Here is a 25,546-nt window from a genome sequence, read left to right on the forward strand (position 1 = left end):
TAATTAATCTTGAAAATATTATACATAATGAAATAAAATACAACAACAGCATTTCTTGCTTTTTCGACAGATATTTCAATAAAAAATTTAATAGAGGGGGTAATTCTATGATCCAGCGTCCGGAACGAAGCGAATACAGTGATTATACGGCCCGTTATGTCTCTTTGGTGCCTTCTGAAGGGGAGTTAGCAACCATCCTTAGGGTGCAGTCTGATCTGACTTTTGAGCTATTGGGTGGACTGACTGAGGAGCAGGGAAGCTACCGTTATGCCCCGGACAAATGGAGCGTCAAGCAACTGATCGGCCACCTGACCGACAATGACCGGATTATGTCCTATCGTCTGCTTGCTATTGCCAGAGGTGAGCAAGCACCGCTGCCTGGTTATGAGGAGAATAGTTATGCGGCAGCAGGGGACTTTGACCGGTTCACACTGCAAGATTTGGTGCGGCAATACAAGCTGGTGCGGCAGTCCACACTTGCTCTCCTGGAGAGTCTGCCTGAAGAAGCCTGGTCCCGGATGGGCACAGCCAGCAGTGCTCCTATTTCCGTCAGAGCGATTGCCTGTGTCATCATCGGGCATGAGCTGCATCATTTGGCCGTGCTTAAGGAGCGTTACTTGCAGTAAAACCCAGTATTCAAACGCAAAAAGCATTCCACCCCTAAGGGCCACGGAATGCTTTTTGCGTTGCATTATTTTAGAGCGGCGGGTTCTTGTGGCATTTGCGGCATACCGGGTAGTAGGCTTCGTTTCCACCAATCTGAATTTGCTTGCCGCTGTAGACGGGTTTGCCATCCTCCACGCGTAGCGCCATCGTAGCCTTGCGTTCACAGAACCAGCAAATGGTCTTCATTTCCTCAATTTTGTCGGCGTAGATCAGCATGTACTTGCTGCCTTCGAACAGATTGTTCTGGAAATCATTTTTCAGCCCAAAGGCCATCACCGGAATGTTCAGCTCATCCACGATCCGTACCAGTTGAAGAATGCAGTCTTTGGTCAAAAATTGACATTCATCTATCAATACACAGTGGGGTTTGGGAAGATTCCTGCTGACGATATTATAGATATCGGTATTCTCGTCAATAGGAATGGCTTGCTTGCGCAGCCCGATGCGGGAGGAGATATAGCCGACTTCGTCCCGGTCGTCAATGGATGGAGTAAAAATGAGCACCGATTTGCCCTGCTCCTCGTAATTATGCGCAACCTTGAGTATCTCAATAGATTTGCCGCTGTTCATTGCCCCATATTTGAAAAACAACTGTGCCACGTCCATCTATCCTTTCGTTAATCAGCCTGATGCATCATCATCCGAAAAATGCGACTTCAATAGAGTATCATATTCGCCCTAAAAGTAGCCAGTGAAAACATTTCGGGGAATGGGCAAAGGGTGCTATAATTAACGCTGGTTATTAGGGCTTGACAGAGAATGTTCACAGAAAGAGGGCTTACAGTTGACAGAGAACTTGGACAGTTACAAAGTAAGAATAGCGGCGCTGCAAGAAAATGGGGAGCTGACTGCGGACACGGTTAGCCTTTTGACGGAGATGCTGGACGAAATGGCGGAAATGAACCGCAGCAATAAGGCGCTGCGCCGGGCCATTTTGAAAGGGCAGTCCACATCCATGTCCACGCGCCTGCGGGATGCGCTCTACGAATAGACAAATGGGGTAATGCTGATGAACATCTTTTTTCGTTATCTTAAGAAATACAGGGTGGCCGCGGCCGCCGCACTGGTGATGATGCTGATCGAACTGTCGGTGGAGCTGTCCCAGCCGCTTCTGATTTCCAAGATTATTGATGAAGGGATTAGGGGGAAGGACAATAGGATCGTCTGGCTGTGGGGTGTTGTGCTGATCATAAGCGCGGTGGTGGCGTTTGCCGCGGGTGTGCTCAGCTCTTTTTTTGCGTCACATGCCAGCCAGAGCTTTGCCCTTGATCTGCGCGGGCAGCTCTACGAGAAGGTCCAGTCCTTCACCTATACAGTGTTCAAACGCTTCCCTACTTCATCGTTGATTACGCGTCTTACGGCGGATGTGTCGCAGCTTCAGGATACGGTTTTTATGGGTCTGCGCTTTATGACGCGTGTCCCCCTCGTTGTAGCGGGAAGTGTCATTATGGCGCTGGTGGTGCATGTGAAGCTGGGTTTGCTGCTGACTGCGGCGCTCCCCGTGCTGATTCTGTTTCTGCTCTGGGTGATGAGAAGGGCTTCGGTGTTGTTCCGAAATGTGCAGATTCGGCTGGACGGAGTCAACAGCGTTATTCAGGAGAATCTAACCGGCATCCGGTTAATCCGCGTGTTTGTGCGTATGAGCCATGAGATTAGCCGGTTTGCCGCATTCAGCAGGGAATTGACGAAATCTACTGTAGCGGCGCTGCGTCTTACGGAAACCTCAGCCCCGCTCATCATGATGATTGTGAATGTGGATATTCTGCTGGTGCTGTGGTTAGGTCGAATCGAGATTACCGCCGGGGAGGCGACGCTGGGACAAACGGTTGCTGTCATCAACTATTCTCTGCGGACGATTGGGGCGCTGTCGGCTCTCTCTTGGATTATGGCGACAATCTCCAGGGCACGGGCGTCATCGCAGCGGATTCAGGAGGTGATGTCGGCAGATGAACAGGACGCTAAAGCCGGCGCTGAGGATACTAGGGCCCAGTCGCTGCCAATCCGGGGCGAGGTAGAGTTCGAGCAGGTGGACTTCAAATATCCGGACAGTGAGATTGCCATTCTGGAGGGGATCTCTTTTGCGGTGCAGCCGGGACAGCGGGTGGCAATTATGGGGGCAACCGGCTCCGGCAAATCCTCACTGGTCGGGCTGATTCCCCGTCTGTATGAGCAGAATAGCGGAATCATCCGGATTGACGGGATACCGAATACAGAGCTGGATGTCACGAAGCTGCGCAGAGCCATTGGTTATGTACCGCAGGAGGTGCTGCTCTTTAGCGGTTCAGTCCGGGATAATATTGCCTGGGGCAATCCCCACGCTACGCAGGAGGAGATTGAACAGGCGGCTGCCGCCGCGCAAATCCATGATACGGTAAAAGAGTTCCCGCACGGCTACGACACCATGCTGGGGCAGCGGGGAGTCAATCTCTCCGGCGGGCAGAAGCAGCGGCTGACGATAGCCAGGGCACTGGTAAGGAAGCCGGCGATTCTGATTCTGGATGACAGTACCAGCGCTTTGGATACTGTAACAGAGGGGCGTTTGCTTGCCGAACTGAAACAAATGTCCTGTACTACTGTGCTTATTACGCAAAAAATCAGTTCCACGGTGTCTGCCGACCTCATTCTGCTGTTGGATGAAGGCTGTTTGACTGCGCAGGGCACGCATGAGGAGCTGCTGACGAAATCTGCATTGTACCGGAAAATTTATGAATCTCAGACTGGAGAGGAGCTTCGGCATGTTGAGAGCTTTAATTGAGCCTTTCCGCCATCCGAGGCTGGGCCTTGGGCATGGCGATGCCCGGAGCTTCGGTTCACCGGGAGGGCGCAAGCAGAGAGCAAAGGCCAAGAACTGGTCAGCCACAGTCCGCAATATCTGGAGCTATCTGGCGTTGCGCCAAGCCAAGCTTATGCTGGTGCTGGCTATGGTGCTGCTCAGCTCCGGCCTGGCCCTTCTGGGGCCATATCTGATTAGCAGAGCGGTGGATCATTATCTGGAGGGAGATGGGGGCAGAAGCTGGGCGGTATTTCTGGTTACGCTTGCCCTTGTCTATATACTGAACTCGCTGACCACCTGGCTGCAGAATATCTGGATGATCGAGATTGCGCAGGAGACGGTATACCGGATGCGCGCCGACCTGTTCGAACATCTGCACCGGCTGCCGATTTCTTTCTTCAACCGCAGGCAGCAGGGTGAGATCATGAGCCGTCTCACCAATGATATTGAGAATATCAGCTCCACGCTGAACAATTCGGCCATTCAGATTTTCTCCAGTGTGCTGACGCTAGCGGGAACGGTAGGTGTGATGCTGTGGCTTAGCCCGCTGCTCACGCTGCTGACCTTCGTCGTAGTGCCACTGATGATTCTCGGCATGCGCTGGATTACGCGGCGGACAGGTCCGCTGTTCAAGGAACGGCAGCGGAATATGGGAGAGCTTAACGGATTCATTGAGGAGACGTTGTCCGGCCAGCGGATCATCAAGGCTTTTTCGCAGGAGGAGCATGTCATTGCCGGCTTCCATGAGCGCAACACACGCATCATGCTGTCGGGGTACTGGGCACAGGCGATTTCCGGATTCATTCCGAAGCTGATGAACGGCCTGAATAACCTGAGCTTTGCGATTGTCGCCGGAGTTGGCGGCCTGCTGGCCATTCGGGGCTTGGTTACAGTTGGTGTGATTATCGCATTTGTGGAATATACGCGCCAGTTCACGCGTCCGCTGAATGATCTGGCGAATCAATGGAACACGCTGCTGTCGGCAATTGCGGGTGCGGAGCGGGTATTCGAGGTCCTGGAAGAAGAAGCGGAGTCGAAGGATGAGGGCGCTTCGGTATCGCTTGCGCATGTGGAGGGTGCGGTGAAGTTCTCCGGCGTATACTTTTCTTATGACGGCGAGACAGACACGCTTGCGGATATCAGCTTTGAGGCGAAGCCGGGAGAAATGATCGCATTGGTTGGTCCTACCGGGGCTGGAAAAACTACGCTGATCGGCTTGCTGTCCCGCTTCTATGACCCGGATCAAGGAAGCATTACCCTGGATGGCAGAGACCTGTCCTCGATCCGCCGTGAGAGCCTCCGGAGCCACATGGCCTTTGTACTGCAGGATTCCTTCTTGTTCAAAGGAACGATTCGTGACAACATCCGATACGGCAGATTGGATGCCACGGACGCAGAGGTAGAGGAGGCGGCTAAGCTGGCGAACGCCCACACTTTCATTATGAGGCTTAAGGGCGGATATGAGAGGCTGCTGTCTGCGGACGGCAGCGGAATCAGTCAGGGGCAGAAGCAGCTCTTGTCGATTGCGCGGGCAATTCTCGCTAACCCATTTATGCTGATTCTGGATGAGGCGACGAGCAGTGTTGATACCGTGACTGAAATCAAGATTCAGGAAGGGCTGCAGGCGCTGATGAGGGGCCGGACCAGCTTCGTGATCGCCCATCGTCTGGGAACGATCCGCGCCGCCGACCGAATCCTGGTGCTTCAAGGCGGAAGCCTATTGCAGCAGGGCTCGCATGAGGAGCTGCTGCGGCAGGACGGGCTGTACAGCGAGTTGGTGAAGGGGGCTGCCGGGCCTGCTGCTTCTTCTTAAACCGGGGACCGGCATAGTTGCGCTTGCGGTCACGGGTCAGAATCCAGCCGCCCTTCCTTGCGGGCAGACCGGGAATCACCAGAATCAGAATCGCAATAAAGCGCGAAATGAGCAGTTTCATCGGGTTCCCCCTCATCTTTTGTTGCTTCTGAATTCACCCATATGATAACGCTTTATTCAATAAAAGTCCGCGTATATATGATATTTGTAAGTTTTGTTATAGATGCAAAAGAGAGTACAATGGTATAGGCTGTTTAGACTTGTGAGTAAGAACTGGAGGATACATATCATGACTATTTCATGTGACGTGGCTATACTTGGCGGAGGGACCGGAGGATATGTGGCGGCAATCCGCGCAGCACAGCTTGGAAAATCCGTCGTGGTGATCGAAATGGACAAACTGGGCGGAACCTGTTTGCACCGCGGCTGCATTCCGAGCAAATCGCTGCTGCGCAGTGCCGAGGTATACGCTGAGATACAAGAAAGTGAGAGCTACGGCATAGAAACAACCGGAGTGCAATTGGTGTTCCCGAAGGTGCAGCTCCGCAAGGAGGCTGTGGTGGAGCAGTTGCATCAAGGCGTACAGTTTCTGATGCGTAAAAATAAAATCCAGGTGGTTAAGGGCAAGGGGCGCATTATCGGCCCTTCGATTTTCTCTCCGCGCAGCGGCGCGGTGGCTGTGGAGCTTGAGGATGGCGATATGGAGACGGTGGTCTCAACCCATCTCATTGTCGCTACAGGCTCCCGTCCGCGTGTGCTGCCGGGGCTGGAGCCGGACGGCAAGGTGATTCTGAGCAGTGAAGAAGCGCTGACGCTTGAAGCGCTGCCATCATCCATCATCATTGTGGGCGGCGGAGTCATCGGTGTGGAGTGGGCCTCGATGCTGGCGGATTTCGGGGTGCAGGTCACGGTGGTGGAGGCTGCCGGGCAGCTTTTGCCGCTTGAAGATGAAGAGATCGCCCGTGAGCTGCAACGTCTGCTGAAGAAGCGTGGCGTCAAGGTACTGACCGGAACAACGGTAGATGCTGAGACCTGTGTGATCACGGAATCCGGGCTTACCATTGAGGCCCGCAAGGGAGAGCAGAGCCAGAGCTTGTCTGCTGAGAAGCTGCTGGTGTCTGTCGGCAGAGTCGCCAATGTGGAGAACATCGGACTTGAGAATACGGATATTCATTTTGCCAAGGGCGTCATTGAGGTTAATGACAATATGCAGACGGCAGAGCCGCATATCTATGCCATCGGCGATTGCATCGGCGGACTGCAACTGGCTCATGCGGCCAGCCACGAGGGCATTCGTGCGGTTAATCATCTGGCGGGCGAGGCGCTCCATCCGTATCATCCGCATTTGGTGCCTCGCTGTGTGTATACGCGGCCGGAGGTAGCAAGCGTCGGATACACGGAGAAAGAGGCCAAGGCGCTCGGAACAGATGTGGTTACCGGCAAGTTCCCGTTCTCGGCCATCGGCAAAGCCATTGTCTATGGCATGAAGGACGGCTTCGTCAAGGTGGTTGCCGACCGCACCAGCGGCGATATTCTCGGCGTGCAGATGATCGGCCCGCATGTTACCGATCTGATTGGCGAGGCGGCGCTGGCGCAATTGCTGGATGCCACACCGTGGGAGGTCGGTGAGGCGATTCATGCCCACCCGACGCTCTCCGAGGTTATCGGTGAAGCGATGCTGGCCGTGGATGGAAGAGCAATCGGATTCTAGCAAACGATCAAGGCCCAAGAAGCGAAGGCCGGAGGGAGCTTAAGGCGCGTTATACGTCTAAATAGCTTCATACCGGCTTTTCTTGGCTTTTCTTTTTGGCTGGAAAGGGATTATAATGTACTGGAACGAAATTTAGTACCTGGTTTTAAGATCAGGGCATATATTGGTTGTATAAAATTTTTAGGAGGTACCTCATATGGAATCCCAAGGTACTGTAGAAACCGTTAACAGACATAAGCAGCTTGGACTCAGTGACGGTCAGGTCATTGATATGTACAGATATATGCAGCTAGGGCGGAAATACGATGAGCGCAGTTTGCTGCTGCAGCGCGCCGGGAAGATCAACTTCCATGTCTCCGGCATCGGTCAGGAGGCGGCGCAGGTGGCGGCGGCTTTTGCGCTGGACCGGGAGAATGATTATTTTTTGCCTTACTACCGTGATTATGCTTTTGTGCTGTCCGTGGGAATGACCACGCGGGAGCTGATGCTGTCCGTATTTGCCAAGGCAGAGGACCCCAACAGCGGCGGACGGCAAATGCCGGGCCACTTCGGAAGCAAACGTCTGCGGATCGTGACCGGCTCAAGTCCGGTGACAACCCAGGTGCCGCATGCCGTAGGTTTCGCACTGGCTGCCAAAATGCAGAAGAAGAAGTTTGTTTCCTTCGTTACCTTCGGGGAAGGCTCCAGCAACCAGGGGGATTTCCATGAAGCGTGCAATTTCGCCGGGGTGAATAAGCTGCCGGTAATTATCTTTTGCCAGAACAACCAGTATGCGATTTCCGTTCCGGCCCACAAGCAGCTTGGCGGCAAGGTCAGTGACCGTGCTCTGGGCTACGGCTTCCCTGGCATCCGGGTGGATGGCAATGATCCGCTGGAGGTGTACCGCGTGGTGAAGGAAGCGCGTGAGCGCGCCCTTGCAGGAGAAGGGCCGACGCTGATTGAAGCGATGATGTACCGCCTGTCTCCGCATTCCACTTCGGACAACGATCTGGCTTACCGGACCAAGGAGGAAGTGGATGCCAACTGGAAAAAGGACGGCATCGCCGCCTTCCGCAACTATTTGACCGGCCTTGGATTATGGAGCGACGAGAAGGAACGCGATCTTGTTGCCGAATTCAATCTGGAACTGAAAGCAGCTATTGAATACGCTGAGAATGCGCCGTTTCCGAAACCGGAAGATACGCTGCTGCATGTGTACAGCGAATCTGACCTCAAAGGAGGGGCATAACCCATGGCGATGATGGAATATATTGATGCCATCCGGCTGGCAATGAAGGAAGAGATGGAGCGCGATGAATCGGTATTTGTGCTGGGGGAGGATGTCGGCGTTAAGGGCGGCGTGTTCACCACCACCAAAGGGCTGCAGGAGCAGTTCGGAGCGGAGCGCGTAATGGATACGCCGCTGGCGGAATCCGCGATTGCCGGTGTGGCGATCGGTGCGGCGATGTACGGCATGAAGCCGATTGCCGAAATGCAGTATTCCGATTTCATGCTGCCGGCAACTAATCAGATCATCAGCGAAGCGGCCAAAATCCGTTACCGCTCCAATAACGATTGGAACTGTCCGGTAGTTATTCGCGCGCCGATCGGCGGGGGGATTTTTGGCGGCCTGTATCATTCCCAATGCCCGGAGTCGATCTTCTTCGGCACGCCGGGACTGAAGATTGTAGCTCCGTATTCGGCTTACGACGCCAAAGGGCTGCTGAAGGCGGCTGTGCGTGATCCCGATCCGGTAATTTTCTTCGAGAACAAGAAATGCTACAAGCTGATCAAGGAAGACGTGCCGGAAGGCGACTACACCGTACCGATCGGCGAAGCGAATCTGCTGCGTGAAGGCAGCGATATTACGGTGATCGGCTACAGCCTGCCGCTGCATTTTGCGATGCAGGCGGCGGAGGAGCTGGAGCGCGAGGAAGGCATCACCGCGCATATCCTCGACCTGCGTACCCTGCAGCCGCTGGACCGTGACGCAATCATTGCCGCCGCCCGGCAGACCGGCAAGGTCTTGATTGTCCATGAGGACAACAAGACTGGAGGCATCGGCGGTGAAGTGGCGGCGATTATCGCCGAGCACTGCCTGTTCGAGCTGGATGCGCCGATCTTCCGCCTGTGCGGACCGGACGTGCCGGCGATGCCGATCAGCCCGCCGATGGAGAAGTTCTTTATGCTGAGCAAGGATAAGGTCAAGGCCGAAATGCTGCGTCTGGCGCAGTACTGAACCCTCCTGAAATAACGGTGTCCGAACAATGTTCTGAAATGCCGCGAAAGAGCGGCATGAGTGTCTATACAGGTAAATGCTTACCAAACATTAAGGAGTGACAACATGTCTGACAATAGGAAGCTGACCGATGTGATTATGCCGCAACTGGCGGAGTCGCTGGTGTCGGCAACGATTGGCAAATGGCTGAAGAAGCCGGGCGATGCTATAGAGCAGTACGAACCGCTGTGTGATCTCATTACGGATAAAGTGAACGCAGAGCTTCCTGCTACCGTAGACGGTACTTTGGTAGAGCTGCTGGCCGAAGAAGGCCAGACGGTTAGCGTAGGCGAGGTTATCGCCCGCATCGCCGTAGCCGGTTCCGCCGCGCCAAGCGCCCCGGCAGCACCGGCTGCTGAAGCGCCTGCGGCGAGCGCCGCGCCTCAGGCTGGGGCCGCGTCACGCCCGGCAGCAGCAAGCCCGGCTCCGGCAGCGGGCAGACCCGCTGTGCCTGCCGCCGCTTTTGATGCCAGCGCACCGATGCGCTCGCGTTATTCTCCGGCGGTACAGACCCTTGCCGCAGAGCATGGCATTAACCTTGCGGCTGTGCCGGGAACCGGTCTCGGCGGACGCATCACGCGCAAGGATGTGCTGACCTTCCTGGAGAACGGCGGCGTATCCGCCGCAGGCTCTGCTGCTGCACCGGCAGCTTCTGCCGTACAGCACGTGCCTGAAGCTGTGCCCCAGCCGGCGCAGGAGGTGCTTGCGCCGGTCCGTCATTCCGGCCTGCATCTCAGCGAAACTCCGCGGATTCCCACAATTGAAGTGGAAGGCGGACGGGGCAGCAGTTCGGAGTATCTGATTGATGTAACCCCGATCCGCAACTCCATCGCTACCAAGATGCGCCAGAGTGTCTCTGAGATTCCGCATGCCTGGACGATGATCGAAGTCGATGTGACCAATCTTGTCGTCCTGCGCAACAAGCTGAAGGATGAGTTCAAGCGCAAGGAAGGCATCAACCTGACGTATCTTGCTTTTCTGATGAAGGCGGTGGTCAGCGCGATTAAGGATTATCCGATTATGAATTCGGTCTGGGCCGTTGACAAAATCATCGTCAAACGCGACATCAACATCTCGCTTGCCGTCGGCACCGAGGATTCCGTTATGACGCCGGTCATCAAAAAAGCGGATCAGAAAAATGTCGCCGGGCTTGCCCGCGAAATCGACGAGCTGGCTCTGAAGACCCGGGAAGGCAAGCTGCGCCTGGAGGATATGCAAGGCGGGACCTTTACCGTCAACAATACCGGATCTTTTGGCTCCATTGTGTCTTACCCGATTATCAACTATCCGCAGGCCGCTATTCTGACCTTCGAATCCATTGTGAAGAAGCCTGTTGTGATCAACGATATGCTAGCCATACGTTCTATGGCCAACATTTGCCTGTCCCTGGACCACCGGATTCTGGACGGAGTCATTTGCGGCCGCTTCCTGCAGCGCGTCAAGGATAATGTGGAGGCTTACACGCCGGATAGCCAGTTGTATTAATGAACGGTGTGGCCCTGCAACAGGAGACAGGAATATAAAGGGGACCCTGAAAAACATGAGCAGCCCGGATATAAGCCTACTGGAAGTTTCATACCTGTCCCTGATGGAGTACGGAGCCGCCTGGGAGCTGCAAAAGGAAGCTGTTCAGGCCATTGACGCCGGAACGGCCAGCGAGCGGCTGATTCTTTTGCAGCACCCGCCAACCTATACCATTGGTTCACAGCATCATCCTGAACATCTGCTCCTCAGCGCCGAACAGCTCAAGGAACAAGGCATAACGCTGTTTGAAATTGACCGGGGGGGAGATATCACCTATCACGGCCCCGGCCAGCTTGTCGGCTATCCGCTGCTCAGGCTTGGCGAGAACGGCAAGGTGGACCTGCACGGCTATCTGCGGCGGCTGGAGTCCGTCATCATTGACTTTTTGGCCGCCTATGGAATTACGGGGAGCCGGAAGCCGGAATATACCGGTGTATGGGTGGGTGACGAGAAGATTTGCGCCATCGGGGTTAAGTTCAACAAAAGCAGGTTCCGCAGAGGTTTTATCACCAGCCACGGCTTTGCGTTCAACATCTCGGCGGGGATCGGAGAACGGGGGTTTCAGGGGATCATCCCTTGCGGCATTGCGGAATACGGTGTAACCTCGCTTGAGGAATGCGCAGGCTGTTCCTTTGACCTTGGGGAAGTTGCGGGGGAGCTGGTCCCTTATTTCCTGAGGCATTTCCCTTATAGATTGATATAGACATGTGTGACAAGTCAAATAGCGTCCGGAATCTCCGGACGCTATTATTAACGGGCAGTCCGGTCATTAACCGGCCAGAAAAGGTTCTAGGACAACCAGCAGAGTTGAGGCGATCATTGCGATCAGCATAACGTAGATAAAGATACGGAACCATTTTTTATGTTGCATGTGTGACTCCTTTGAAATTAGTTTAAGGTAAGAGCGTACAGACCCATTCAAACATTACTACTATTGTAACGTATCCGGGAAAGAGAGGAAAGTCCGATGATATCAGGGGAACGTTTGATTCAGGAATTCATGGAGCTTGTCCGTATTGATAGTGAGACAGGAAACGAACGGCAAATTGCCGATGTTTTAAAAGAAAAATTCAGCGCCCTCGGCCTTACCGCTGCCGAAGACGATTCACAGGAACGCACGGGTCACGGAGCAGGCAATCTGCTTGTTACCTGGCCGGCAGTGGACGGAGCTTCTGCACCGAAGCTTTTGTTCACCTGCCATATGGATACCGTGGTTCCCGGGCAGAATATTCAGCCTTCCCTTGGGGAAGACGGCTGGATTACCAGTGACGGCAGCACAATCCTTGGTGCAGACGACAAGGCCGGACTGGCTGCGTTGTTCGAAGCGATCCGCGTCATTCAGGAGCAGAAGCTGCCGCATGGACAGCTTCAATTTGTGATCACCGCAGGTGAAGAATCGGGACTGCTGGGCGCACGGTCCATGAACCCGGACCTGCTCGATGCAGATTTCGGCTTTGCCCTGGACTCCAACGGTGAGGTGGGGGCGATTGCTGTTGCTGCCCCGGCCCAGGCGAAGGTAAAGATGCAGATTTTCGGCAAATCGGCTCATGCGGGTGTAAACCCCGAAGATGGCATTAGCGCCATTCAGGTCGCCAGCAAGGCGATTTCAGCGATGAAGCTTGGCCGCATTGACAGTGAAACCACGGCCAATATCGGGAAATTTGCCGGCGGCGGACCGACCAATGTCGTCTGTGATTATGTACAACTGGATGCGGAGGCCCGCAGCATTGTGCAGAATAAGGTAGAATTGCAGATATCTTCGATGCGTGAAGCGCTGGAGACCACGGCCCGTGAGTACGGTGCGCAAAGCGAATTCCAGAGTGAGATTATTTATCCGGCGTTCAGCTTCACTGAGCATGATCCTGTCGTACAGCTTGCAGACCGTGCGATCAGCTCACTTGGCCTGACTACTCGCCTGTTCCATTCCGGCGGCGGCAGCGACGCCAATGTATTCAACGGCCACAAGGTGCCAACAGTGAATTTGGCTATCGGCTATGAGCATATCCACACCACCAAGGAGCGGATCAAAGCCGAAGATATTGTCAAAGTGGCTGAGCTTGTTATAGCCATTGTAAAAGAAAGCGTAAAAGGCTAATTCCGGCAGCGTTCGCGGCTCTGGATGGCATGAAGGAGCTGTCTCCGTGGGATACCCCCGGGAACAGCTCCTTATGTTTACACGCCTGCTGAATTTGTTGAGACCTGTTCCGCAAGCGGAATATTATCCGGCCTTGTAAGGGTTGCTCCGGGATTCAGAGTGCAGCAGCAGGATGTAGGCCAGCGGCATATCACGCCCATATTGCTTGATCCACTCGGCCAATTTGGCCTTGATCTGCTCCGGTCTGCCTACCATGGTTACGCCGGATGAGCTTGTACGGACAAGGATGTCGTTCATGCCTGCATTCCTTCTTTCCTCTTAAGTTTGCTATAATACACCCTATGCAGATTGAAACCAAAGGAGACCATGAATCTATGAAAAAAGCTGAAATTAACCGCAATCCTTTATTGGATGAGGAAACGCTGTCCACACAGCCGATTTTTGAGGGCAAAATTATTACGCTGCAGGTGGATACGGTCAAGCTGCCTGACGGCAATACCGCGACCCGTGAAGTTGTGAAGCATCCGGGTGCCGTGGCGGTCCTTGCGCTGAATGAGGGAAAAATGCTGGTCGTGGAGCAGTACCGCCAGCCGATGCACCGCACTGAGGTGGAAATTCCCGCAGGCAAGCTGGATAAGGGCGAAGACCCGCTGGTAGCGGCAGGACGCGAGCTTCAGGAGGAGACAGGGTATCACAGCGGCGACCTGAAGCTGCTGAAGTCGTTCTACACCTCTCCCGGCTTCGCCGATGAGATTATCCATTTATATGTGACGGACAATGCCCAGCCGGGGGAGATGGCGCTGGACGAGGATGAATTTCTGGAGGTATCCGAGCTTTCGCTTGAGGAAGCCTACCAATACATTGCAGACGGGCGCATTGCCGATGCCAAGACAATGATGGCAGTGTACGCCTGGCATTTGTATACTTTGACAGGTCAATGGCACTAGAATCTAGGCTGTCCAGCCACTACTGCGACCTGCATGTGCATATCGGACGCACCTCAGAAGGGCAGGCGGTCAAAATCAGCGGCAGCCGCGACCTCACCTTCGAGGGCATCGCCAAAGAAGCGGCGGAGCGCAAGGGGATCGAGCTGATCGGCATTATCGACAGCCATTCTCCGGGGGTGCTGCGGGATATTCGCGCGCTGCTTGATTCCGGCGAGATGAACGAAGCGGAGGGCGGCGGAATTGCTTACCGGGGGACGACGATCCTGTTAGGGGCGGAAATCGAAATCCGTGAGCCCGGGCGAAAAGAATGTCATGTCCTCGCCTTTATGCCGGATCTTGCGGCTATGGAGAATTTCAGCGGCTGGATGGCCAAGCATATGCGGAATATTAATCTCAGCTCCCAGCGCTTGTATGCTCCTGCCCGGGAATTGCAGGATGAGATTTACGGGCGGGGCGGTATTTTGATTCCGGCGCATATTTTTACGCCGCACAAGGGGCTGTACGGCTGTGCTGCGGAGCGGCTGGCGGAGCTGTTTGACCTGGAGCGCATCGCTGCGGTTGAACTGGGTCTAAGCGCTGATTCCGAGATGGCCGGGTATATTTCCGAGCTTGACGGCTATACGTTTCTGACCAATTCCGATGCCCATTCGCTGGGTAAAATCGGCCGTGAATACAACGTTATCGAAATGGCCCAGCCTTCGTTCAGTGAGCTGCGGCTGGCCCTGGAGCGCCGGGAAGGACGGCGGGTCAGCGCCAATTTCGGGCTGAATCCCCGGCTTGGCAAGTACCACCGCACGTATTGTGCAGGCTGCGGCAGTATTATCGACGAAGCATTTGCCACCTCGGAACGCTGCCCGTATTGCGGCGGACAGAAGCTGGTGCAGGGCGTATTTGACCGGATTCTTGCGATCGCGGACCGGGATCGGCCTTCGATTCCCGCTCACCGGCCAGCCTATCATTACCAGGTGCCGCTTGAGTTCATCCCGGGCCTGGGCAAGCGCAAGCTGGAGGCGCTGCTGGAGGCTTTTGGCACGGAGATGAGGATTCTGCACACCGCAAGTCAAGCCGAGCTTGCCGTCGTTGCCGGAACCGAGCTGGCCGGGCAGATCGTCCTGGCCCGCTCCGGCACACTTGAGCTATCCTCGGGCGGCGGCGGGACCTACGGCAAGGTGCTGAAACCCAAGGGAGCAGCAACAAGCTGCACTGAGCAGTAAAGAATTGCCCCATCAGCAGGACTACTGCGGGTGGGGCGTATTTTTGTTGTGGCGGCGGCGCGGAGGCCAGTGGGAGCGGGAGTAACGGCATAATTGCCGTTACTGCGGGCGTGAAAGCCGGCTGGATCGCCAGCAGCGGCATTTTTACCGTTGCTGCGGGCGTGAAAGCCGGCTGGATCGCCAGCAGCGGCATTTTTACCGTTACTGCGGGCGTGAAAGCCTGCGGGAGCGCCAACAACGGCATTTTTGCCGTTACTGAGAGCGTGAAAGCCCGCTGGAGCGCCAACAACGGCATAATTGCCGTTACTAAGGGCGTGAAAGCCTGCGGGATCGCCAGCAGCGGCATTTTTGCCGTTACTGCGGGCGTGAAAGCCCGCGGGAGCGCCAACAACGGCATTTTTGCCGTTACTGCGGGCGTGAAAGCCCGCAGGAGACCTCGCAGCGGCAAGCTTCTTCTTGCCGGGGACAAGTCATAGAGCGGGAGGTTCCCTCATATGGTGTAACATATGACCGGAGAGGAGAATTTCCCGATGCGCGGTTTGCGGCTGATGATGAAGGAGCAGACGCCTCTTTATATTTTTGTTGCGGTATTGTTTTTGGTTGGGGTTGTTTTCGGAGCGCTGATTGTCAGTGCGTTGACTCTGGATCAGCAGCAGGAGCTTGGAGATTACTTGGGCAATTTCTTCGTTACTGTCGATCAGCAGGGACTGCCGGCTGCGCCGGATTCCTACTGGGAGATTGCCGTGTTGAATCTGAAATGGATCGGGCTGGTCTGGATTCTCGGGTTGTCCGTGATCGGGCTGCCGGGAATCCTGATCCTTGATTTTCTAAAAGGGGTGCTGATCGGCTTTACAGTCGGCACGCTCGTCAGCGAGTATTCTTGGCACGGTATGCTGTTCGCGCTGGTCTCGGTTGCGCCGCATAATCTTGTGCTGATTCCGGTGCTGCTCGTATGCAGTGCGGCGGCGATTGGCTTTTCTCTGCAGATGATTCGCAGCCGGGTGCTGGGCCAGCGGCGTTCCCCAGTCAGCCGTCCGTTTGCGATGTACACGATGCTGTCCCTCGGGATGGCGGTGCTGGTGCTGGGGGTCTCCGGTTTTGAGGCCTGGGTTACGCCGTCGATGATGCGCTGGGTCACGCCCATGCTTGTTAACAATGTCTGAACACGGAATTAGACAAACATTATGAAGCATATTGGTTACATAAACACTATAGAGGTGGATAATGAGACCAAATCTTCATCATCAAGAATTCCAGGTTTACGTTGTAACCAAGGGGGATGTTTTGAGGTTTTTTGTGATTGAGATCATCATCGGTACAATGACTTATTCGATAGCTATGAAGCTTTTCCATAATATTATCTTGGCAAGTGCAGGCGGATGGGCAGGTACCGAAGGGATAAAGCGACTGTATGCTGTGAGTAAAATTATCGGAAAGTAGAGTACCATGCGGATTAAACGGTGCCGCTCTTATTGATATGTTCCCTGTTGGTTCTTGAACCGGACCGTCTGCCCTATGCTTTTGATATGTTCCCTGTCTGCTGTCAAAATAAAATAGCGGTATACGGAGCCGCCGATATGCCTTGCTTCCGGGTATTGAATGACAAGTGACGCTTTATGCCCCCATTCCTCTCCCTGATCGCTGGAAGGCATAATCAGGCTGGCTTCATGTCCCTGTATGTTCATAGCCGAGACGACCGGGGCGGAGCCGTAGGGCTGCAGCGCATGAGAAGCAATGATCGCCGAAGCCTCCTTAAGGGTATGGCCTTCACCGGACATGGCGGAGAGCTCTATGAAGCCGCTATCGCCTGAGAAGCTTGAAGCGTCAGCGGAAATTGCTTCCCATACGCGCGGATATTCAAACGAGACGGCATACTCCTCCGAGGTGAATGAGGCTAAATCTGAGCCTGCTGCCAGCCGCCAGATGACGGCAAGGAGGATCAGGGCGGCTGCCGTCAGCCGAAGCGCAGCTTTTTTCTTATAAAGGGGCTTGTTCACCTTGTTCCTCCCTGATTTAAAGTCTACAGAATAAGTCTATCAGAGGAATAATAGGCTTGCCAAATGACAGAAATGTAAGGTTCTAAAAGCGTTTGACTTCTCAAAGCGACTCCCTCTATAATGGAAGAAGTGATTTCATGCCCGGTGCGGTAATTTTCCAAGGGGGAGGCAGACAATGGAAGCACGGATAGATAAGATTAAGCAACAGCTACAATCCCAAGGATACAAGCTCACACCCCAACGGGAAGCGACGCTAAGAGTTCTGCTGGAGAATGAAGAAGATCATCTGAGTGCAGAGGACGTATTCATGCTGGTGAAGGAAAAAGCTCCGGAGATCGGTCTTGCCACTGTCTATCGTACCCTGGAACTGCTGAGCGAGCTTCATGTCGTGGAGAAGATTAATTTCGGAGACGGCGTTGCCCGTTACGATCTGCGGACAGATACGGCGAAGCATCATCACCATCATCTCATCTGTGTGCAATGCGGCTCGATGGATGAGATTCGTGAGGATTGGCTGGGCCCGCTGGAAGAGCGGCTGGAGAAGGAATTCAATTTTACAGTTCTTGATCATAGACTTGATTTCCATGGAATTTGCCACCGCTGCAAGGATAAGAATAATACGGACGGCAATACTTCCGAATAAGCTTATAGATGAAGATTTGCCACATAAGCTCTCACCGGTGCAGCATACCGGAGGGGGCTTTTTAAATGATGTACAAGGGCTACATACATAACTTCAGTCCCCGGCGCATACATTGAAGGACGAGTCTTGCGAACGTTATTCCAGGCAGGTTCTCCGCGAAGCTGCAATGAAGTGGGGCAAACCTGTCATATAAGGGAGGCATTCATATGATCGTCTCTGTGCCCAAAACGGTGCGCCGGCTGTATTTTATGACACTGCTGGTTGCGCTCAGTTGTTCTGCTTATTATGCTATGAGCTGGATCAGTGGCTGGATTAGCCCGGTTGAGAATTATGATATACCGGAAGGAACTGCCGTCAAGGCCTTTCAGGAGGCTCCGCGCAGCGCGGAGGTACTGAACACAGGCGAGAGACTGCGGTTCTATTACTGGTACGGGGAGTGAATGCTCCTCCACAAGCAGGAAAAAGCTAAAAGTTTGTCGAAAGAAGCTAAGGCGGGGCCAGACCTGGCTTAACATACGGAGCCTGCCGCCGGACCCGATGGCTAAATGTTGCAGAACCGTGAAGAGCAGCCTGAGTGAGACAGGAGCGTGGATTGATGAAGTCACATTTGCAGCCGTTTATGCAGTATCTGTCCGAAGATAAGGGCTTGTCGCCAAGCACTTTGGAATCCTACGGGCGGGATATTTCGCAGTTTCTGGATTTTGCCGAGGAGCGGGGGCTGGTGTCGCCGGAAGAGATCAGAAGATCGCATATCATGCTGTATCTTGCGGCACAACGAGGGGCAGGGCGGGCAGCCGCAACGGTGAACCGGAATACGGTGTCACTCCGTGCCTTTTTTCATTATTTGCTGAAGGAACGTCTGACCCTGCAGGACCCAACGCTGGATATGGACAAAATAAAGCCAAGCCACAAGCCGCCAATGGTGCTGAGTGTCGGGGAGATCGAGCGGCTGCTGGGTGCTCCGGGCGGGGATACCCCTCAGGGTAAGCGCGATAAAGCGATGCTGGAGCTGCTCTACGCAACCGGCATCCGTGTGTCGGAGCTAATCTCCCTGAATGTGGACGATGTGCATACAGAAATGAAGTATGTCCGCTGCACCGGAGCTTCCGGCAAGGAGCGGATTGTTCCGATTGGCACGATTGCTGCGGAGAGTGTTGCGGCGTATGCCGCCGGGCTGCGGGACAAGCTGCTGCGGGGCAACGCGGAGGAGCCGGCCTTGTTCCTGAACAGTCTGGGCGGACGGCTGACCCGGCAGGGCTTCTGGAAAATCATAAAGAAATACGCCCGGGAAGCGGGCATTGAACAGGATATTACACCGCATACGCTCAGGCACTCCTTTGCCGCGCATTTGCTGGAGGGTGGGGCCGACCTGCGTTCGGTGCAGCAGATGCTTGGACATGCCGACATCTCGACCACCCAGATTTACAGCGGCATCGCCCGCAAGAATATGAAGGAAGTCTATGAGAGCCACCATCCCCGGGCGTGATAACCCCAAGTATTCTGGATGCGAGACATAGCATAAGTGAATGATGCCCGGCACCGGGCCAGAAAAGATGCTTTTTGGGAGTAAGACCGTTATGATGGAAATAGACTGAGTGATGCATACAACGAAGGAGTGAGACAGCATGTCCTCATTTAAAAGAATCGGATTTATTGTGCTGGATAGCGTAGGTATCGGTGAAGCGCCGGATGCCGAAGGTTTTGGAGATAAAGGGTCCCATACGCTGGGACATATTCTGGAGCGGGTTCCGGGGCTGAAGCTCCCTCATCTGCAGCAGCTCGGACTCGCGAATATTGCACCATTGCCGCCGCTTGAGCCCATAGCTGCCCCAACCGGATACTACGGTAAAATGCAGGAGGTTTCGGTAGGCAAGGATACGATGACCGGCCACTGGGAGCTGATGGGACTGAAGATTGAAATCCCGTTCAACACCTACCCGGACGGTTTCCCGGCCGAGCTGATCGAGAAGTTCGAAGCGGCGACCGGCCGCAAGGTAATCGGCAACAAGCCAGCCTCCGGTACGGAGATTCTGGTGGAGTACGGCGAAGAGCAAATGAAGACCGGCGCATGGATCGTGTATACTTCTGCGGACAGTGTGTTCCAGCTTGCCGCTCATGAAGAGATTATTCCGCTGGACGAGCTGTATAGAGCCTGCAAAATCGCCCGCGAGCTGACGATGGCTCCTGAATTCTCGGTAGGTCGCGTTATCGCCCGCCCATATGTTGGCGAACCGGGGAAATTCGTGCGCACGCCGAACCGTCATGATTATGCGGTGAAGCCGCCGGAACCAACGGTGATGAACGCGCTGAAGGATATCGGCAAGGACGTCATTGCTGTCGGCAAGATAAATGATATTTTCACCGGTGAAGGGGTTACAGCAGCCTATCCGACAAAAAGCAACGAGCACGGCATCGCGCTTACAATTGCGGAATTGCGCAAGCCATTCGATGGCTTCCTGTTCACCAACCTGGTAGACTTCGACTCCCTGTACGGTCACCGCCGTGATCCTGAAGGGTATGGACGTGCGCTGGAAATATTTGATCAGGCGCTTCCTGAGCTGCTGTCCACCTTAACCGAAGACGATCTGCTGATTATCTCGGCAGACCACGGGAATGACCCGATCCACAGCGGAACGGATCATACACGTGAGTATGTGCCGCTGCTAATCTACAGCCCAAGATTCACGGCTCCGGCCAGCCTGGGCATCCGCCAGACCTTCTCGGATGTGGCGGCGACGATTGCCGACAACTTCGGGGCGAAGGTGCCGAAGTATGGGACAAGCTTTTTGGCAGAATTGAAGTAAGACCAAACTTTCAGGAGGCAAAGACCATGAGCACAGTGACTCAGAGCAACATTCAAGAAGCAGCAGTTTATATTAAGGATAAATGTACGGTTGCCCCGGAAATCGGCCTTATTCTCGGCTCCGGCCTTGGCGTACTGGCGGATCTGATTACGGATGAGGTGGTAATTCCATATAACGAAATTCCGCATTTCCCGGTGTCCACGGTGGAAGGACATGAGGGAGAGCTGCTGATCGGCATGATCGAAGGCCGCCGTGTAGTCATGATGAAAGGCCGTTTTCACATGTATGAGGGCTATGGACCGGAGACGACGGCTTTTCCCGTACGCGTAATGAAGGAGCTTGGTGTAACGAGCCTGCTCGTAACCAATGCTGCCGGTGGCGTCAATACGGAGTTCACACCCGGCGATCTCATGCTGATTACCGACCATCTGAACCTGACCGGACGCAATCCGCTGATCGGACCTAACGACAATGCGCTGGGTGTGCGGTTCCCGGACATGTCCACCCCTTACAGCCCGCGTTTGATTGCAGCGGCTAAGGAGGCTGCGGCTGCGCAGGGGTTTGAATTCAAGGAAGGCGTGTATGCCGGACTTCTCGGACCTTGCTATGAGACACCTGCCGAAATCGTAATGCTGCGCCGCCAGGGAGCAGATGCGGTGGGCATGTCTACGGTTTCGGAGACGATTGTTGCCCGCCATGCCGGTATCGAGGTGCTGGGCATTTCCTGCATCACCAACATGGCTGCCGGTATTCTGGATCAGCCGCTGAACCATGCGGAGGTTATGGAGACGGCGGAACGGGTGCGCGAGCACTTTTTGAAGCTGGTTCTGGCGTTTATTCCGAAGATGTAGGCCGGATGCCGCGCTGGTTATTTTTGAAAATATAAGAATGTATATGTTTCACACTATAAACAATCTTTATATTGCTCGCTGTAACGGATACCTGAAAGTGATACGGAGTATCGCTGCTTCGGAAGCTTAGGCTTCTTTTAAAGGACGGCGTAGCCGTTTCCACTTGCATTACACAATTAATCTCCGGGAGGATTAACATATGACACAACAAGCTAACGCCCCTTATGGTGTGCAGGTCAAAGAAGCGGCTGAATATATCAAATCCAAATTGGGAGCTTACTCCCCAACCATCGGACTTATTCTGGGTTCGGGGCTCGGTGATCTGGGCGACCAAATCGAAGATGCAGTGTATTTGCCTTATGAAGAAATTCCTCATTTTCCGCGCTCGACGGTGGAAGGCCATGCCGGACGGTTCGTGATCGGGAAGCTGGAAGGCAAGGATGTCATTATTATGCAAGGCCGTTTCCACTATTATGAGGGTTATGCTATGCGCAAGGTTGTGCTGCCGGTATATGTGCTGGCCAAGCTGGGCGTCGGAACACTGGTAATTACCAATGCTGGCGGCGGCATGAACCGCTCGTTCAAAGCCGGTGATCTCATGCTGATTACGGACCATCTGAACATGACCGGCGACAACCCGCTGATCGGACCGAATGATCCGGAGCTGGGTGTGCGTTTCCCGGATATGTCCCGTGCGTACGATCCTGAATATATTGCTTTGGCTAAAAAGCTTGCAGGTGAGGTAAAAGGTGTGGACGGCGAAACGCTTGTGCTGCAGGAAGGTGTCTATGCCGGAATCAGCGGTCCAACCTACGAAACGCCTGCGGAGCTGAAAATGCTCGCCTACCTTGGCGGAGATGCCGTCGGCATGTCCACTGTGCCTGAAGTGATCGTTGCCAGCCACAGCAGATTGCGTGTGCTCGGCATTACCTGTATCACCGATATGGCGATTGGCGATGAGCTTGAGCCGCTGACGCATGAGCAGGTGGTGAAGGTGGCGAACCTGACGAAGCCGAAATTTATCGGTTTGGTGCGCGCTTTTGTCCGTGAGGTGCAGGCATAATGCGGGCAGTTGACCTGATTCAGAAGAAGAAAGACGGCGGCGAGCTGACCCGCGAGGAGATTGCCTACCTGATTCAAGGCTACAGTAAAGGTGAGATTCCTGATTACCAAATCTCAGCCTGGGCAATGGCTGTGTATTTCCAAGGGATGAACGCGCGGGAAACCGGCGACTTGACTTTGGAAATGGCCATGTCGGGCGATCAGGTTGATCTTAGTCCGATTGCCGGCATCAAGGTGGACAAGCATTCCACCGGCGGTGTGGGCGATAAAACTACGGTCGTGCTTGCACCGCTGGTCGCATCCGCCGGAGTGCCGGTTGCCAAAATGTCCGGCCGCGGGCTGGGACATACCGGAGGCACGCTCGATAAGCTGGAATCCATCAGCGGGTTCTCTGTAGAGATGGACCGCGAACGTTTCTTCACCCAGGTTGGTGAGATCGGCGCGGCTGTTATCGGCCAGTCCGGTAATATTACGCCAGCGGACAAGAAGCTGTATGCGCTGCGTGATGTTACCGCAACTGTGGAGTCCATTCCGCTAATCGCCAGCTCGGTCATGAGCAAGAAGATCGCAGCCGGTGCAGATGCCATCGTGCTCGATGTCAAAACCGGCAGCGGCGCGTTCATGAAGACGCTGGACGATTCCATCGCCCTGGCTCAGGCCATGGTCGATATCGGTACGCATCTTGGCCGCAACACGGTTGCGGTCATCAGCGACATGGACCAGCCGCTCGGATACGGCATCGGCAACGCCCTGGAGATCAAGGAAGGGATCGAAACCTTGAAGGGCCACGGGCCGAAGGATCTGGAGGAAGTCTGCCTGATACTCGGCAGCCAAATGCTGGTGCTCGGCGGCAAAGCCAAGGACGAGGCAGAGGCGCGTTCGATTCTGAAGTCCCATATCGAGGACGGCAGCGCATTCGCTAAGTTCAAGCAAATCGTTGCAGCGCAGGGCGGAGACGTTACACAGGTCGATTCCCCTGAGACACTGCCGTCTGCGCGGACCTTCATCAAAGTGAAGGCAGTGGCTGCAGGTTATGTGGAGAGCATCCAGGCCGAGGAGATCGGTATCGCTGCCATGCTGCTCGGAGCCGGACGCGAAACGAAGGAATCGGAGATTGATCTGGCGGTTGGCATCCAGTTGTCCAAGAAGGTCGGCGATGCGGTAGCCGCAGGGGAAACTCTTGCTGTGCTGCATGTGAACGACGCCGGAGTGAACAAGGTACAGGAAGCGGAAGCCAAGGTGCTGGAAGCTTACCTGATCTCCGCCGCACCCGTTCCGCCGCAGCCGCTTGTGTTCGCACTCGTTACCAAGGATGGAGTAACGCGGTACTAGAATTGGCGGGGCTGCAAGGCCCAACATATAAAAGCCGTACAGAGCGACTTTTGTTCTGTACGGCTTTTTGTCGTATCAATCTTTCGCCGGCTATACTCAGGGCAATCGTTTGTGGATTTTTTGGGGTTACTGCGTGTAGAGCTTCACAAATGAATATTTGGTGACAATTGCTGTGTTAACTCGTAGAGCGTCAGATTTACAATGGTGGAGTAGAGGCGTGGGACGCCCAAAGGACGGAAGGCGTGGAGCGATCCTCCCTCAGGTGTCCCCCTTTCCAGGGGGGGGCGTTCTTAAATTGGCGATTGGCTCGGCGTTACGGACTGAGGTGCGCTTAATTCCGATGAGAGTCACGGATTGGGTAAGTTACGGACACCACAGGCCTTATGATCGAATATTCCGCTCCTAATCGTTCCTTGGAGAGACCCTAAGCGCCCCTCGGTCCGTAAAGCCGCAACAAGTGGCGTTTTTTTGAAAATAACGGCTCTCAGGTCCGCAAGGAGCTGACTGCGCTGCTGCGGTTTCTCTTCACCAGCCCCTGAGGGCATGGCCTCACCCACAGATTTAGCTCTGCTGCTGTTCTAAGCAGATTGGTTTGAATTGAATCCCCGAGATCGCTCCAACAGCGGCAATACTGCTGTTCATTCAGCACGAATCTCCGAGACTGCTTCATTCAGCACAAATCGCTCAAGATCGCTTCAACAGCGGCAATTTTGCCGCAATTTCAGCTCGAATCCCCCAACCTCACGGTTCTCCTTCGCTTCCTTATTTTTTATCCCGTAAGCGATTGCCCTGTGGCTACGCCAGACACTCCTCGATAATCTTCAGCATCTGGTGAGCGCCGCGGCTTTGGTTGCAGAGCACGGCGGCTGTGGCTCCACTTGAGGGATAGTAGGCGGAGTGGAAGGATACCCCGGGATCGTAGCCCATTACATGGTATTTGTACACCTCGTCATTCCGTTTGGTGATCCACACCCCGTATCCATAATACTCCTCTTTTTCCTCATGAATATGTGCAGTAAGCATCAGGTCGGTCAATTCTGGACCCAGCAGCTTATGCTGGAGCAGGCCCTCCCACAGCAGCAGCATATCGGGAGCTGTGACGAATGCGCTGCCGTCCGCGCCCCCTTTTACGGGAATGGAGTAGATATTGGTTGTCCAGGTTCCATCGTCCTGCACTATGTATCCAAGGGCCGTATTGCCCGGGAGAGCATCCAGCGAATAATACCCCGAATCAGCCATCCCGCAAGGCGTAAAAATATGCCGTTCCACATAATCCGTAAATGCTACCCCGCTAAGCTTCTCGACGAGCAGACCGAGCAGAATATACCCGGCATTGTTGTAATGAAATCTGGCTCCCGGGGCAAACTTCATCGGCAATTCGCGGAACATCGGCAGGAAATCCTCAAGCTGCTTCAGCAGATACATTGGACGGGTTGTCCAGAGTGCAGCGAAATCATCCATCGTCTCTTCATCAAAATAATCCGAAATTCCCGAGCTATGGGTCAGCAGATGATGAACGGTGATGTCACGGCTGTAATGGGGGAAATCCGCCTGCTCCAGAATATCCATGACTTTGCTGTCCAGCGTAAGCTTGCCCTGCTCCACCAACTGGCAGACGGCTATCGCTGTAAACAGCTTGGAGCCGGAAGCATTGCCAAAACGCGTGTCCGGACGATTCGGCCATTGTTCCGCTTTATTGGCGTAGCCATATGCGCCGGAAGCTATAATATGGGCGTTTTTTTTAACCAGTAAGGCTCCCGAAAAACCCGTTCTTTCAGCCTCTGCATCAATTTTGTTGCCTAGCTGTTCATGAAGCACGTTGTGTCCTCCTTGTATAGCTTGATCTACCCTCAGGCT

At 54.4% G+C, this 25,546-nt stretch carries 27 protein-coding genes and 1 pseudogene; 22 read left to right on the plus strand and 6 right to left on the minus strand.

Annotated features, from left to right (window positions below; all coding sequences use genetic code 11):
• Window positions 1-107: 107 nt before the first annotated feature.
• Window positions 108-626, plus strand: coding sequence for a DinB family protein (locus tag B212_RS0106530; RefSeq protein ID WP_019909699.1), 519 nt, complete (start codon window positions 108-110; stop codon window positions 624-626).
• Between the two features lie 70 nt (window positions 627-696).
• Here B212_RS0106530 and B212_RS0106535 read toward each other — a convergent pair whose 3' ends face one another.
• Window positions 697-1,266 carry a thymidine kinase gene (locus B212_RS0106535; protein WP_019909702.1) on the minus strand — a complete coding sequence of 190 codons (570 nt, stop codon included), beginning with the start codon at window positions 1,264-1,266 and terminating at the stop codon, window positions 697-699.
• Window positions 1,267-1,450: 184 nt separating this feature from the next.
• On the opposite strand from B212_RS0106535, the gene B212_RS0106540 reads away from it, so the two are divergent.
• The 3 genes from B212_RS0106540 to B212_RS0106550 are packed head-to-tail and all read left to right on the plus strand — an operon-like array spanning window position 1,451 to window position 5,252.
• The gene (locus B212_RS0106540; protein ID WP_019909703.1) at window positions 1,451-1,657 is read left to right on the plus strand and encodes a hypothetical protein; all 207 of its coding nucleotides are present in this window, start codon (window positions 1,451-1,453) and stop codon (window positions 1,655-1,657) included.
• Window positions 1,658-1,675: 18 nt separating this feature from the next.
• Entirely contained in the window at window positions 1,676-3,421 is a 1,746-nt protein-coding gene (locus tag B212_RS0106545; RefSeq protein WP_019909705.1) for an ABC transporter ATP-binding protein, read from the plus strand.
• A complete protein-coding gene (locus tag B212_RS0106550; protein WP_019909706.1) occupies window positions 3,402-5,252 on the plus strand; it encodes an ABC transporter ATP-binding protein in 1,851 nt (616 codons plus the stop codon). Before B212_RS0106545 ends, B212_RS0106550 begins: the two co-directional genes overlap by 20 nt.
• On the opposite strand, the pseudogene B212_RS34365 reads toward B212_RS0106550, so the two are convergent.
• Window positions 5,209-5,373: pseudogene (locus B212_RS34365) on the minus strand (DUF2627 domain-containing protein); the annotation flags it as partial. The gene B212_RS0106550 and the pseudogene B212_RS34365 sit on opposite strands and share 44 nt — an antisense overlap.
• A gap of 168 nt (window positions 5,374-5,541) precedes the next feature.
• On the opposite strand from B212_RS34365, the gene lpdA reads away from it, so the two are divergent.
• The 5 genes from lpdA to lipB all read left to right on the plus strand — a co-directional run bounded on the left by lpdA (window position 5,542) and on the right by lipB (window position 11,447).
• A complete protein-coding gene (gene lpdA / locus B212_RS0106555) occupies window positions 5,542-6,963 on the plus strand; it encodes a dihydrolipoyl dehydrogenase (RefSeq protein ID WP_019909708.1) in 1,422 nt (473 codons plus the stop codon).
• A gap of 196 nt (window positions 6,964-7,159) precedes the next feature.
• A complete protein-coding gene (locus B212_RS0106560) occupies window positions 7,160-8,191 on the plus strand; it encodes a thiamine pyrophosphate-dependent dehydrogenase E1 component subunit alpha (protein WP_019909709.1) in 1,032 nt (343 codons plus the stop codon).
• A 3-nt stretch (window positions 8,192-8,194) separates the two neighbouring features.
• Window positions 8,195-9,181, plus strand: coding sequence for an alpha-ketoacid dehydrogenase subunit beta (locus tag B212_RS0106565; protein ID WP_019909710.1), 987 nt, complete (start codon window positions 8,195-8,197; stop codon window positions 9,179-9,181).
• 105 nt (window positions 9,182-9,286) lie between these two features.
• Window positions 9,287-10,705, plus strand: coding sequence for a dihydrolipoamide acetyltransferase family protein (locus B212_RS0106570; RefSeq protein WP_019909712.1), 1,419 nt, complete (start codon window positions 9,287-9,289; stop codon window positions 10,703-10,705).
• A 55-nt stretch (window positions 10,706-10,760) separates the two neighbouring features.
• Window positions 10,761-11,447, plus strand: a complete 687-nt coding sequence (gene lipB / locus B212_RS0106575) for a lipoyl(octanoyl) transferase LipB (RefSeq protein WP_019909713.1) — start codon at window positions 10,761-10,763, stop codon at window positions 11,445-11,447.
• 66 nt (window positions 11,448-11,513) lie between these two features.
• Here the strand turns inward: lipB and prli42 are convergent, their stop codons facing one another.
• The gene (gene prli42, locus B212_RS34370; protein ID WP_019909714.1) at window positions 11,514-11,615 is read right to left on the minus strand and encodes a stressosome-associated protein Prli42; all 102 of its coding nucleotides are present in this window, start codon (window positions 11,613-11,615) and stop codon (window positions 11,514-11,516) included.
• Between the two features lie 96 nt (window positions 11,616-11,711).
• Between prli42 and B212_RS0106585 the strand changes: the two genes are divergently transcribed.
• Window positions 11,712-12,839, plus strand: coding sequence for a M20/M25/M40 family metallo-hydrolase (locus B212_RS0106585; protein WP_019909715.1), 1,128 nt, complete (start codon window positions 11,712-11,714; stop codon window positions 12,837-12,839).
• A 123-nt stretch (window positions 12,840-12,962) separates the two neighbouring features.
• Here B212_RS0106585 and B212_RS33720 read toward each other — a convergent pair whose 3' ends face one another.
• Window positions 12,963-13,136: a Z-ring formation inhibitor MciZ gene (locus B212_RS33720; RefSeq protein WP_019909717.1), complete on the minus strand. Its 174-nt coding sequence runs from the start codon at window positions 13,134-13,136 to the stop codon at window positions 12,963-12,965.
• Window positions 13,137-13,213: 77 nt separating this feature from the next.
• Between B212_RS33720 and B212_RS0106595 the strand changes: the two genes are divergently transcribed.
• The 5 genes from B212_RS0106595 (at window position 13,214) to B212_RS0106615 (ending at window position 16,440) form a co-directional block, all read left to right on the plus strand.
• On the plus strand, window positions 13,214-13,786 hold the full coding sequence (locus B212_RS0106595) for an NUDIX domain-containing protein (protein ID WP_019909718.1): 573 nt from the start codon (window positions 13,214-13,216) through the stop codon (window positions 13,784-13,786).
• Entirely contained in the window at window positions 13,777-15,000 is a 1,224-nt protein-coding gene (locus tag B212_RS30895; RefSeq protein WP_036668019.1) for an endonuclease Q family protein, read from the plus strand. Before B212_RS0106595 ends, B212_RS30895 begins: the two co-directional genes overlap by 10 nt.
• Window positions 15,001-15,110: 110 nt before the next feature.
• The gene (locus B212_RS0106605) at window positions 15,111-15,476 is read left to right on the plus strand and encodes a hypothetical protein (RefSeq protein ID WP_019909720.1); all 366 of its coding nucleotides are present in this window, start codon (window positions 15,111-15,113) and stop codon (window positions 15,474-15,476) included.
• Between the two features lie 54 nt (window positions 15,477-15,530).
• Entirely contained in the window at window positions 15,531-16,163 is a 633-nt protein-coding gene (gene spoIIM, locus B212_RS0106610; protein ID WP_019909721.1) for a stage II sporulation protein M, read from the plus strand.
• A gap of 61 nt (window positions 16,164-16,224) precedes the next feature.
• Window positions 16,225-16,440: a hypothetical protein gene (locus B212_RS0106615; RefSeq protein ID WP_019909722.1), complete on the plus strand. Its 216-nt coding sequence runs from the start codon at window positions 16,225-16,227 to the stop codon at window positions 16,438-16,440.
• A 29-nt stretch (window positions 16,441-16,469) separates the two neighbouring features.
• Here B212_RS0106615 and B212_RS30900 read toward each other — a convergent pair whose 3' ends face one another.
• Window positions 16,470-16,997: a hypothetical protein gene (locus B212_RS30900; protein WP_019909723.1), complete on the minus strand. Its 528-nt coding sequence runs from the start codon at window positions 16,995-16,997 to the stop codon at window positions 16,470-16,472.
• 175 nt (window positions 16,998-17,172) lie between these two features.
• On the opposite strand from B212_RS30900, the gene fur reads away from it, so the two are divergent.
• From fur to B212_RS0106655, 7 genes are all read left to right on the plus strand, one after another.
• The gene (fur, locus tag B212_RS0106625) at window positions 17,173-17,640 is read left to right on the plus strand and encodes a ferric iron uptake transcriptional regulator (RefSeq protein WP_019909724.1); all 468 of its coding nucleotides are present in this window, start codon (window positions 17,173-17,175) and stop codon (window positions 17,638-17,640) included.
• A 206-nt stretch (window positions 17,641-17,846) separates the two neighbouring features.
• Window positions 17,847-18,080, plus strand: a complete 234-nt coding sequence (locus tag B212_RS0106630) for a DUF4227 family protein (RefSeq protein ID WP_019909725.1) — start codon at window positions 17,847-17,849, stop codon at window positions 18,078-18,080.
• A 155-nt stretch (window positions 18,081-18,235) separates the two neighbouring features.
• Window positions 18,236-19,126 (plus strand): site-specific tyrosine recombinase XerD, encoded by an 891-nt coding sequence (gene xerD / locus B212_RS0106635; RefSeq protein ID WP_019909726.1) that lies wholly within the window; start codon window positions 18,236-18,238, stop codon window positions 19,124-19,126.
• A 139-nt stretch (window positions 19,127-19,265) separates the two neighbouring features.
• The gene (gene deoB / locus B212_RS0106640) at window positions 19,266-20,444 is read left to right on the plus strand and encodes a phosphopentomutase (protein ID WP_019909727.1); all 1,179 of its coding nucleotides are present in this window, start codon (window positions 19,266-19,268) and stop codon (window positions 20,442-20,444) included.
• Window positions 20,445-20,470: 26 nt separating this feature from the next.
• Window positions 20,471-21,295: a purine-nucleoside phosphorylase gene (locus tag B212_RS0106645; RefSeq protein WP_019909728.1), complete on the plus strand. Its 825-nt coding sequence runs from the start codon at window positions 20,471-20,473 to the stop codon at window positions 21,293-21,295.
• A 199-nt stretch (window positions 21,296-21,494) separates the two neighbouring features.
• Window positions 21,495-22,358 carry a purine-nucleoside phosphorylase gene (locus B212_RS0106650; RefSeq protein ID WP_019909729.1) on the plus strand — a complete coding sequence of 288 codons (864 nt, stop codon included), beginning with the start codon at window positions 21,495-21,497 and terminating at the stop codon, window positions 22,356-22,358.
• On the plus strand, window positions 22,358-23,689 hold the full coding sequence (locus B212_RS0106655; protein WP_019909731.1) for a pyrimidine-nucleoside phosphorylase: 1,332 nt from the start codon (window positions 22,358-22,360) through the stop codon (window positions 23,687-23,689). The genes B212_RS0106650 and B212_RS0106655 overlap by 1 nt, the downstream gene beginning before the upstream one ends.
• Before the next feature lie 795 nt (window positions 23,690-24,484).
• Here the strand turns inward: B212_RS0106655 and B212_RS0106660 are convergent.
• On the minus strand, window positions 24,485-25,507 hold the full coding sequence (locus B212_RS0106660; RefSeq protein WP_019909732.1) for a serine hydrolase domain-containing protein: 1,023 nt from the start codon (window positions 25,505-25,507) through the stop codon (window positions 24,485-24,487).
• Window positions 25,508-25,546: the final 39 nt, after the last annotated feature.

Source organism: Paenibacillus sp. HW567 (assembly GCF_000374185.1).
Lineage (GTDB): Bacteria > Bacillota > Bacilli > Paenibacillales > Paenibacillaceae > Paenibacillus_AQ.

What these genes read in the sequence shown, in the direction of transcription:
- B212_RS0106530 (WP_019909699.1), top strand. Translation starts at nt 108, where the DNA reads ATGATCCAGCGTCCGGAACGAAGCGAATACAGTGATTATACGGCCCGT.
- B212_RS0106545 (WP_019909705.1), top strand. Translation starts at nt 1,676, where the DNA reads ATGAACATCTTTTTTCGTTATCTTAAGAAATACAGGGTGGCCGCGGCC.
- B212_RS0106550 (WP_019909706.1), top strand. Translation starts at nt 3,402, where the DNA reads ATGTTGAGAGCTTTAATTGAGCCTTTCCGCCATCCGAGGCTGGGCCTT.
- lpdA (WP_019909708.1), top strand. Translation starts at nt 5,542, where the DNA reads ATGACTATTTCATGTGACGTGGCTATACTTGGCGGAGGGACCGGAGGA.
- B212_RS0106560 (WP_019909709.1), top strand. Translation starts at nt 7,160, where the DNA reads ATGGAATCCCAAGGTACTGTAGAAACCGTTAACAGACATAAGCAGCTT.
- B212_RS0106565 (WP_019909710.1), top strand. Translation starts at nt 8,195, where the DNA reads ATGGCGATGATGGAATATATTGATGCCATCCGGCTGGCAATGAAGGAA.
- B212_RS0106570 (WP_019909712.1), top strand. Translation starts at nt 9,287, where the DNA reads ATGTCTGACAATAGGAAGCTGACCGATGTGATTATGCCGCAACTGGCG.
- lipB (WP_019909713.1), top strand. Translation starts at nt 10,761, where the DNA reads ATGAGCAGCCCGGATATAAGCCTACTGGAAGTTTCATACCTGTCCCTG.
- prli42 (WP_019909714.1), bottom strand. Translation starts at nt 11,615, where the DNA reads ATGCAACATAAAAAATGGTTCCGTATCTTTATCTACGTTATGCTGATC.
- B212_RS0106585 (WP_019909715.1), top strand. Translation starts at nt 11,712, where the DNA reads ATGATATCAGGGGAACGTTTGATTCAGGAATTCATGGAGCTTGTCCGT.
- B212_RS33720 (WP_019909717.1), bottom strand. Translation starts at nt 13,136, where the DNA reads ATGAACGACATCCTTGTCCGTACAAGCTCATCCGGCGTAACCATGGTA.
- B212_RS0106595 (WP_019909718.1), top strand. Translation starts at nt 13,214, where the DNA reads ATGAAAAAAGCTGAAATTAACCGCAATCCTTTATTGGATGAGGAAACG.
- B212_RS30895 (WP_036668019.1), top strand. Translation starts at nt 13,777, where the DNA reads ATGGCACTAGAATCTAGGCTGTCCAGCCACTACTGCGACCTGCATGTG.
- spoIIM (WP_019909721.1), top strand. Translation starts at nt 15,531, where the DNA reads ATGCGCGGTTTGCGGCTGATGATGAAGGAGCAGACGCCTCTTTATATT.
- B212_RS0106615 (WP_019909722.1), top strand. Translation starts at nt 16,225, where the DNA reads ATGAGACCAAATCTTCATCATCAAGAATTCCAGGTTTACGTTGTAACC.
- fur (WP_019909724.1), top strand. Translation starts at nt 17,173, where the DNA reads ATGGAAGCACGGATAGATAAGATTAAGCAACAGCTACAATCCCAAGGA.
- B212_RS0106630 (WP_019909725.1), top strand. Translation starts at nt 17,847, where the DNA reads ATGATCGTCTCTGTGCCCAAAACGGTGCGCCGGCTGTATTTTATGACA.
- xerD (WP_019909726.1), top strand. Translation starts at nt 18,236, where the DNA reads ATGAAGTCACATTTGCAGCCGTTTATGCAGTATCTGTCCGAAGATAAG.
- deoB (WP_019909727.1), top strand. Translation starts at nt 19,266, where the DNA reads ATGTCCTCATTTAAAAGAATCGGATTTATTGTGCTGGATAGCGTAGGT.
- B212_RS0106645 (WP_019909728.1), top strand. Translation starts at nt 20,471, where the DNA reads ATGAGCACAGTGACTCAGAGCAACATTCAAGAAGCAGCAGTTTATATT.
- B212_RS0106650 (WP_019909729.1), top strand. Translation starts at nt 21,495, where the DNA reads ATGACACAACAAGCTAACGCCCCTTATGGTGTGCAGGTCAAAGAAGCG.
- B212_RS0106655 (WP_019909731.1), top strand. Translation starts at nt 22,358, where the DNA reads ATGCGGGCAGTTGACCTGATTCAGAAGAAGAAAGACGGCGGCGAGCTG.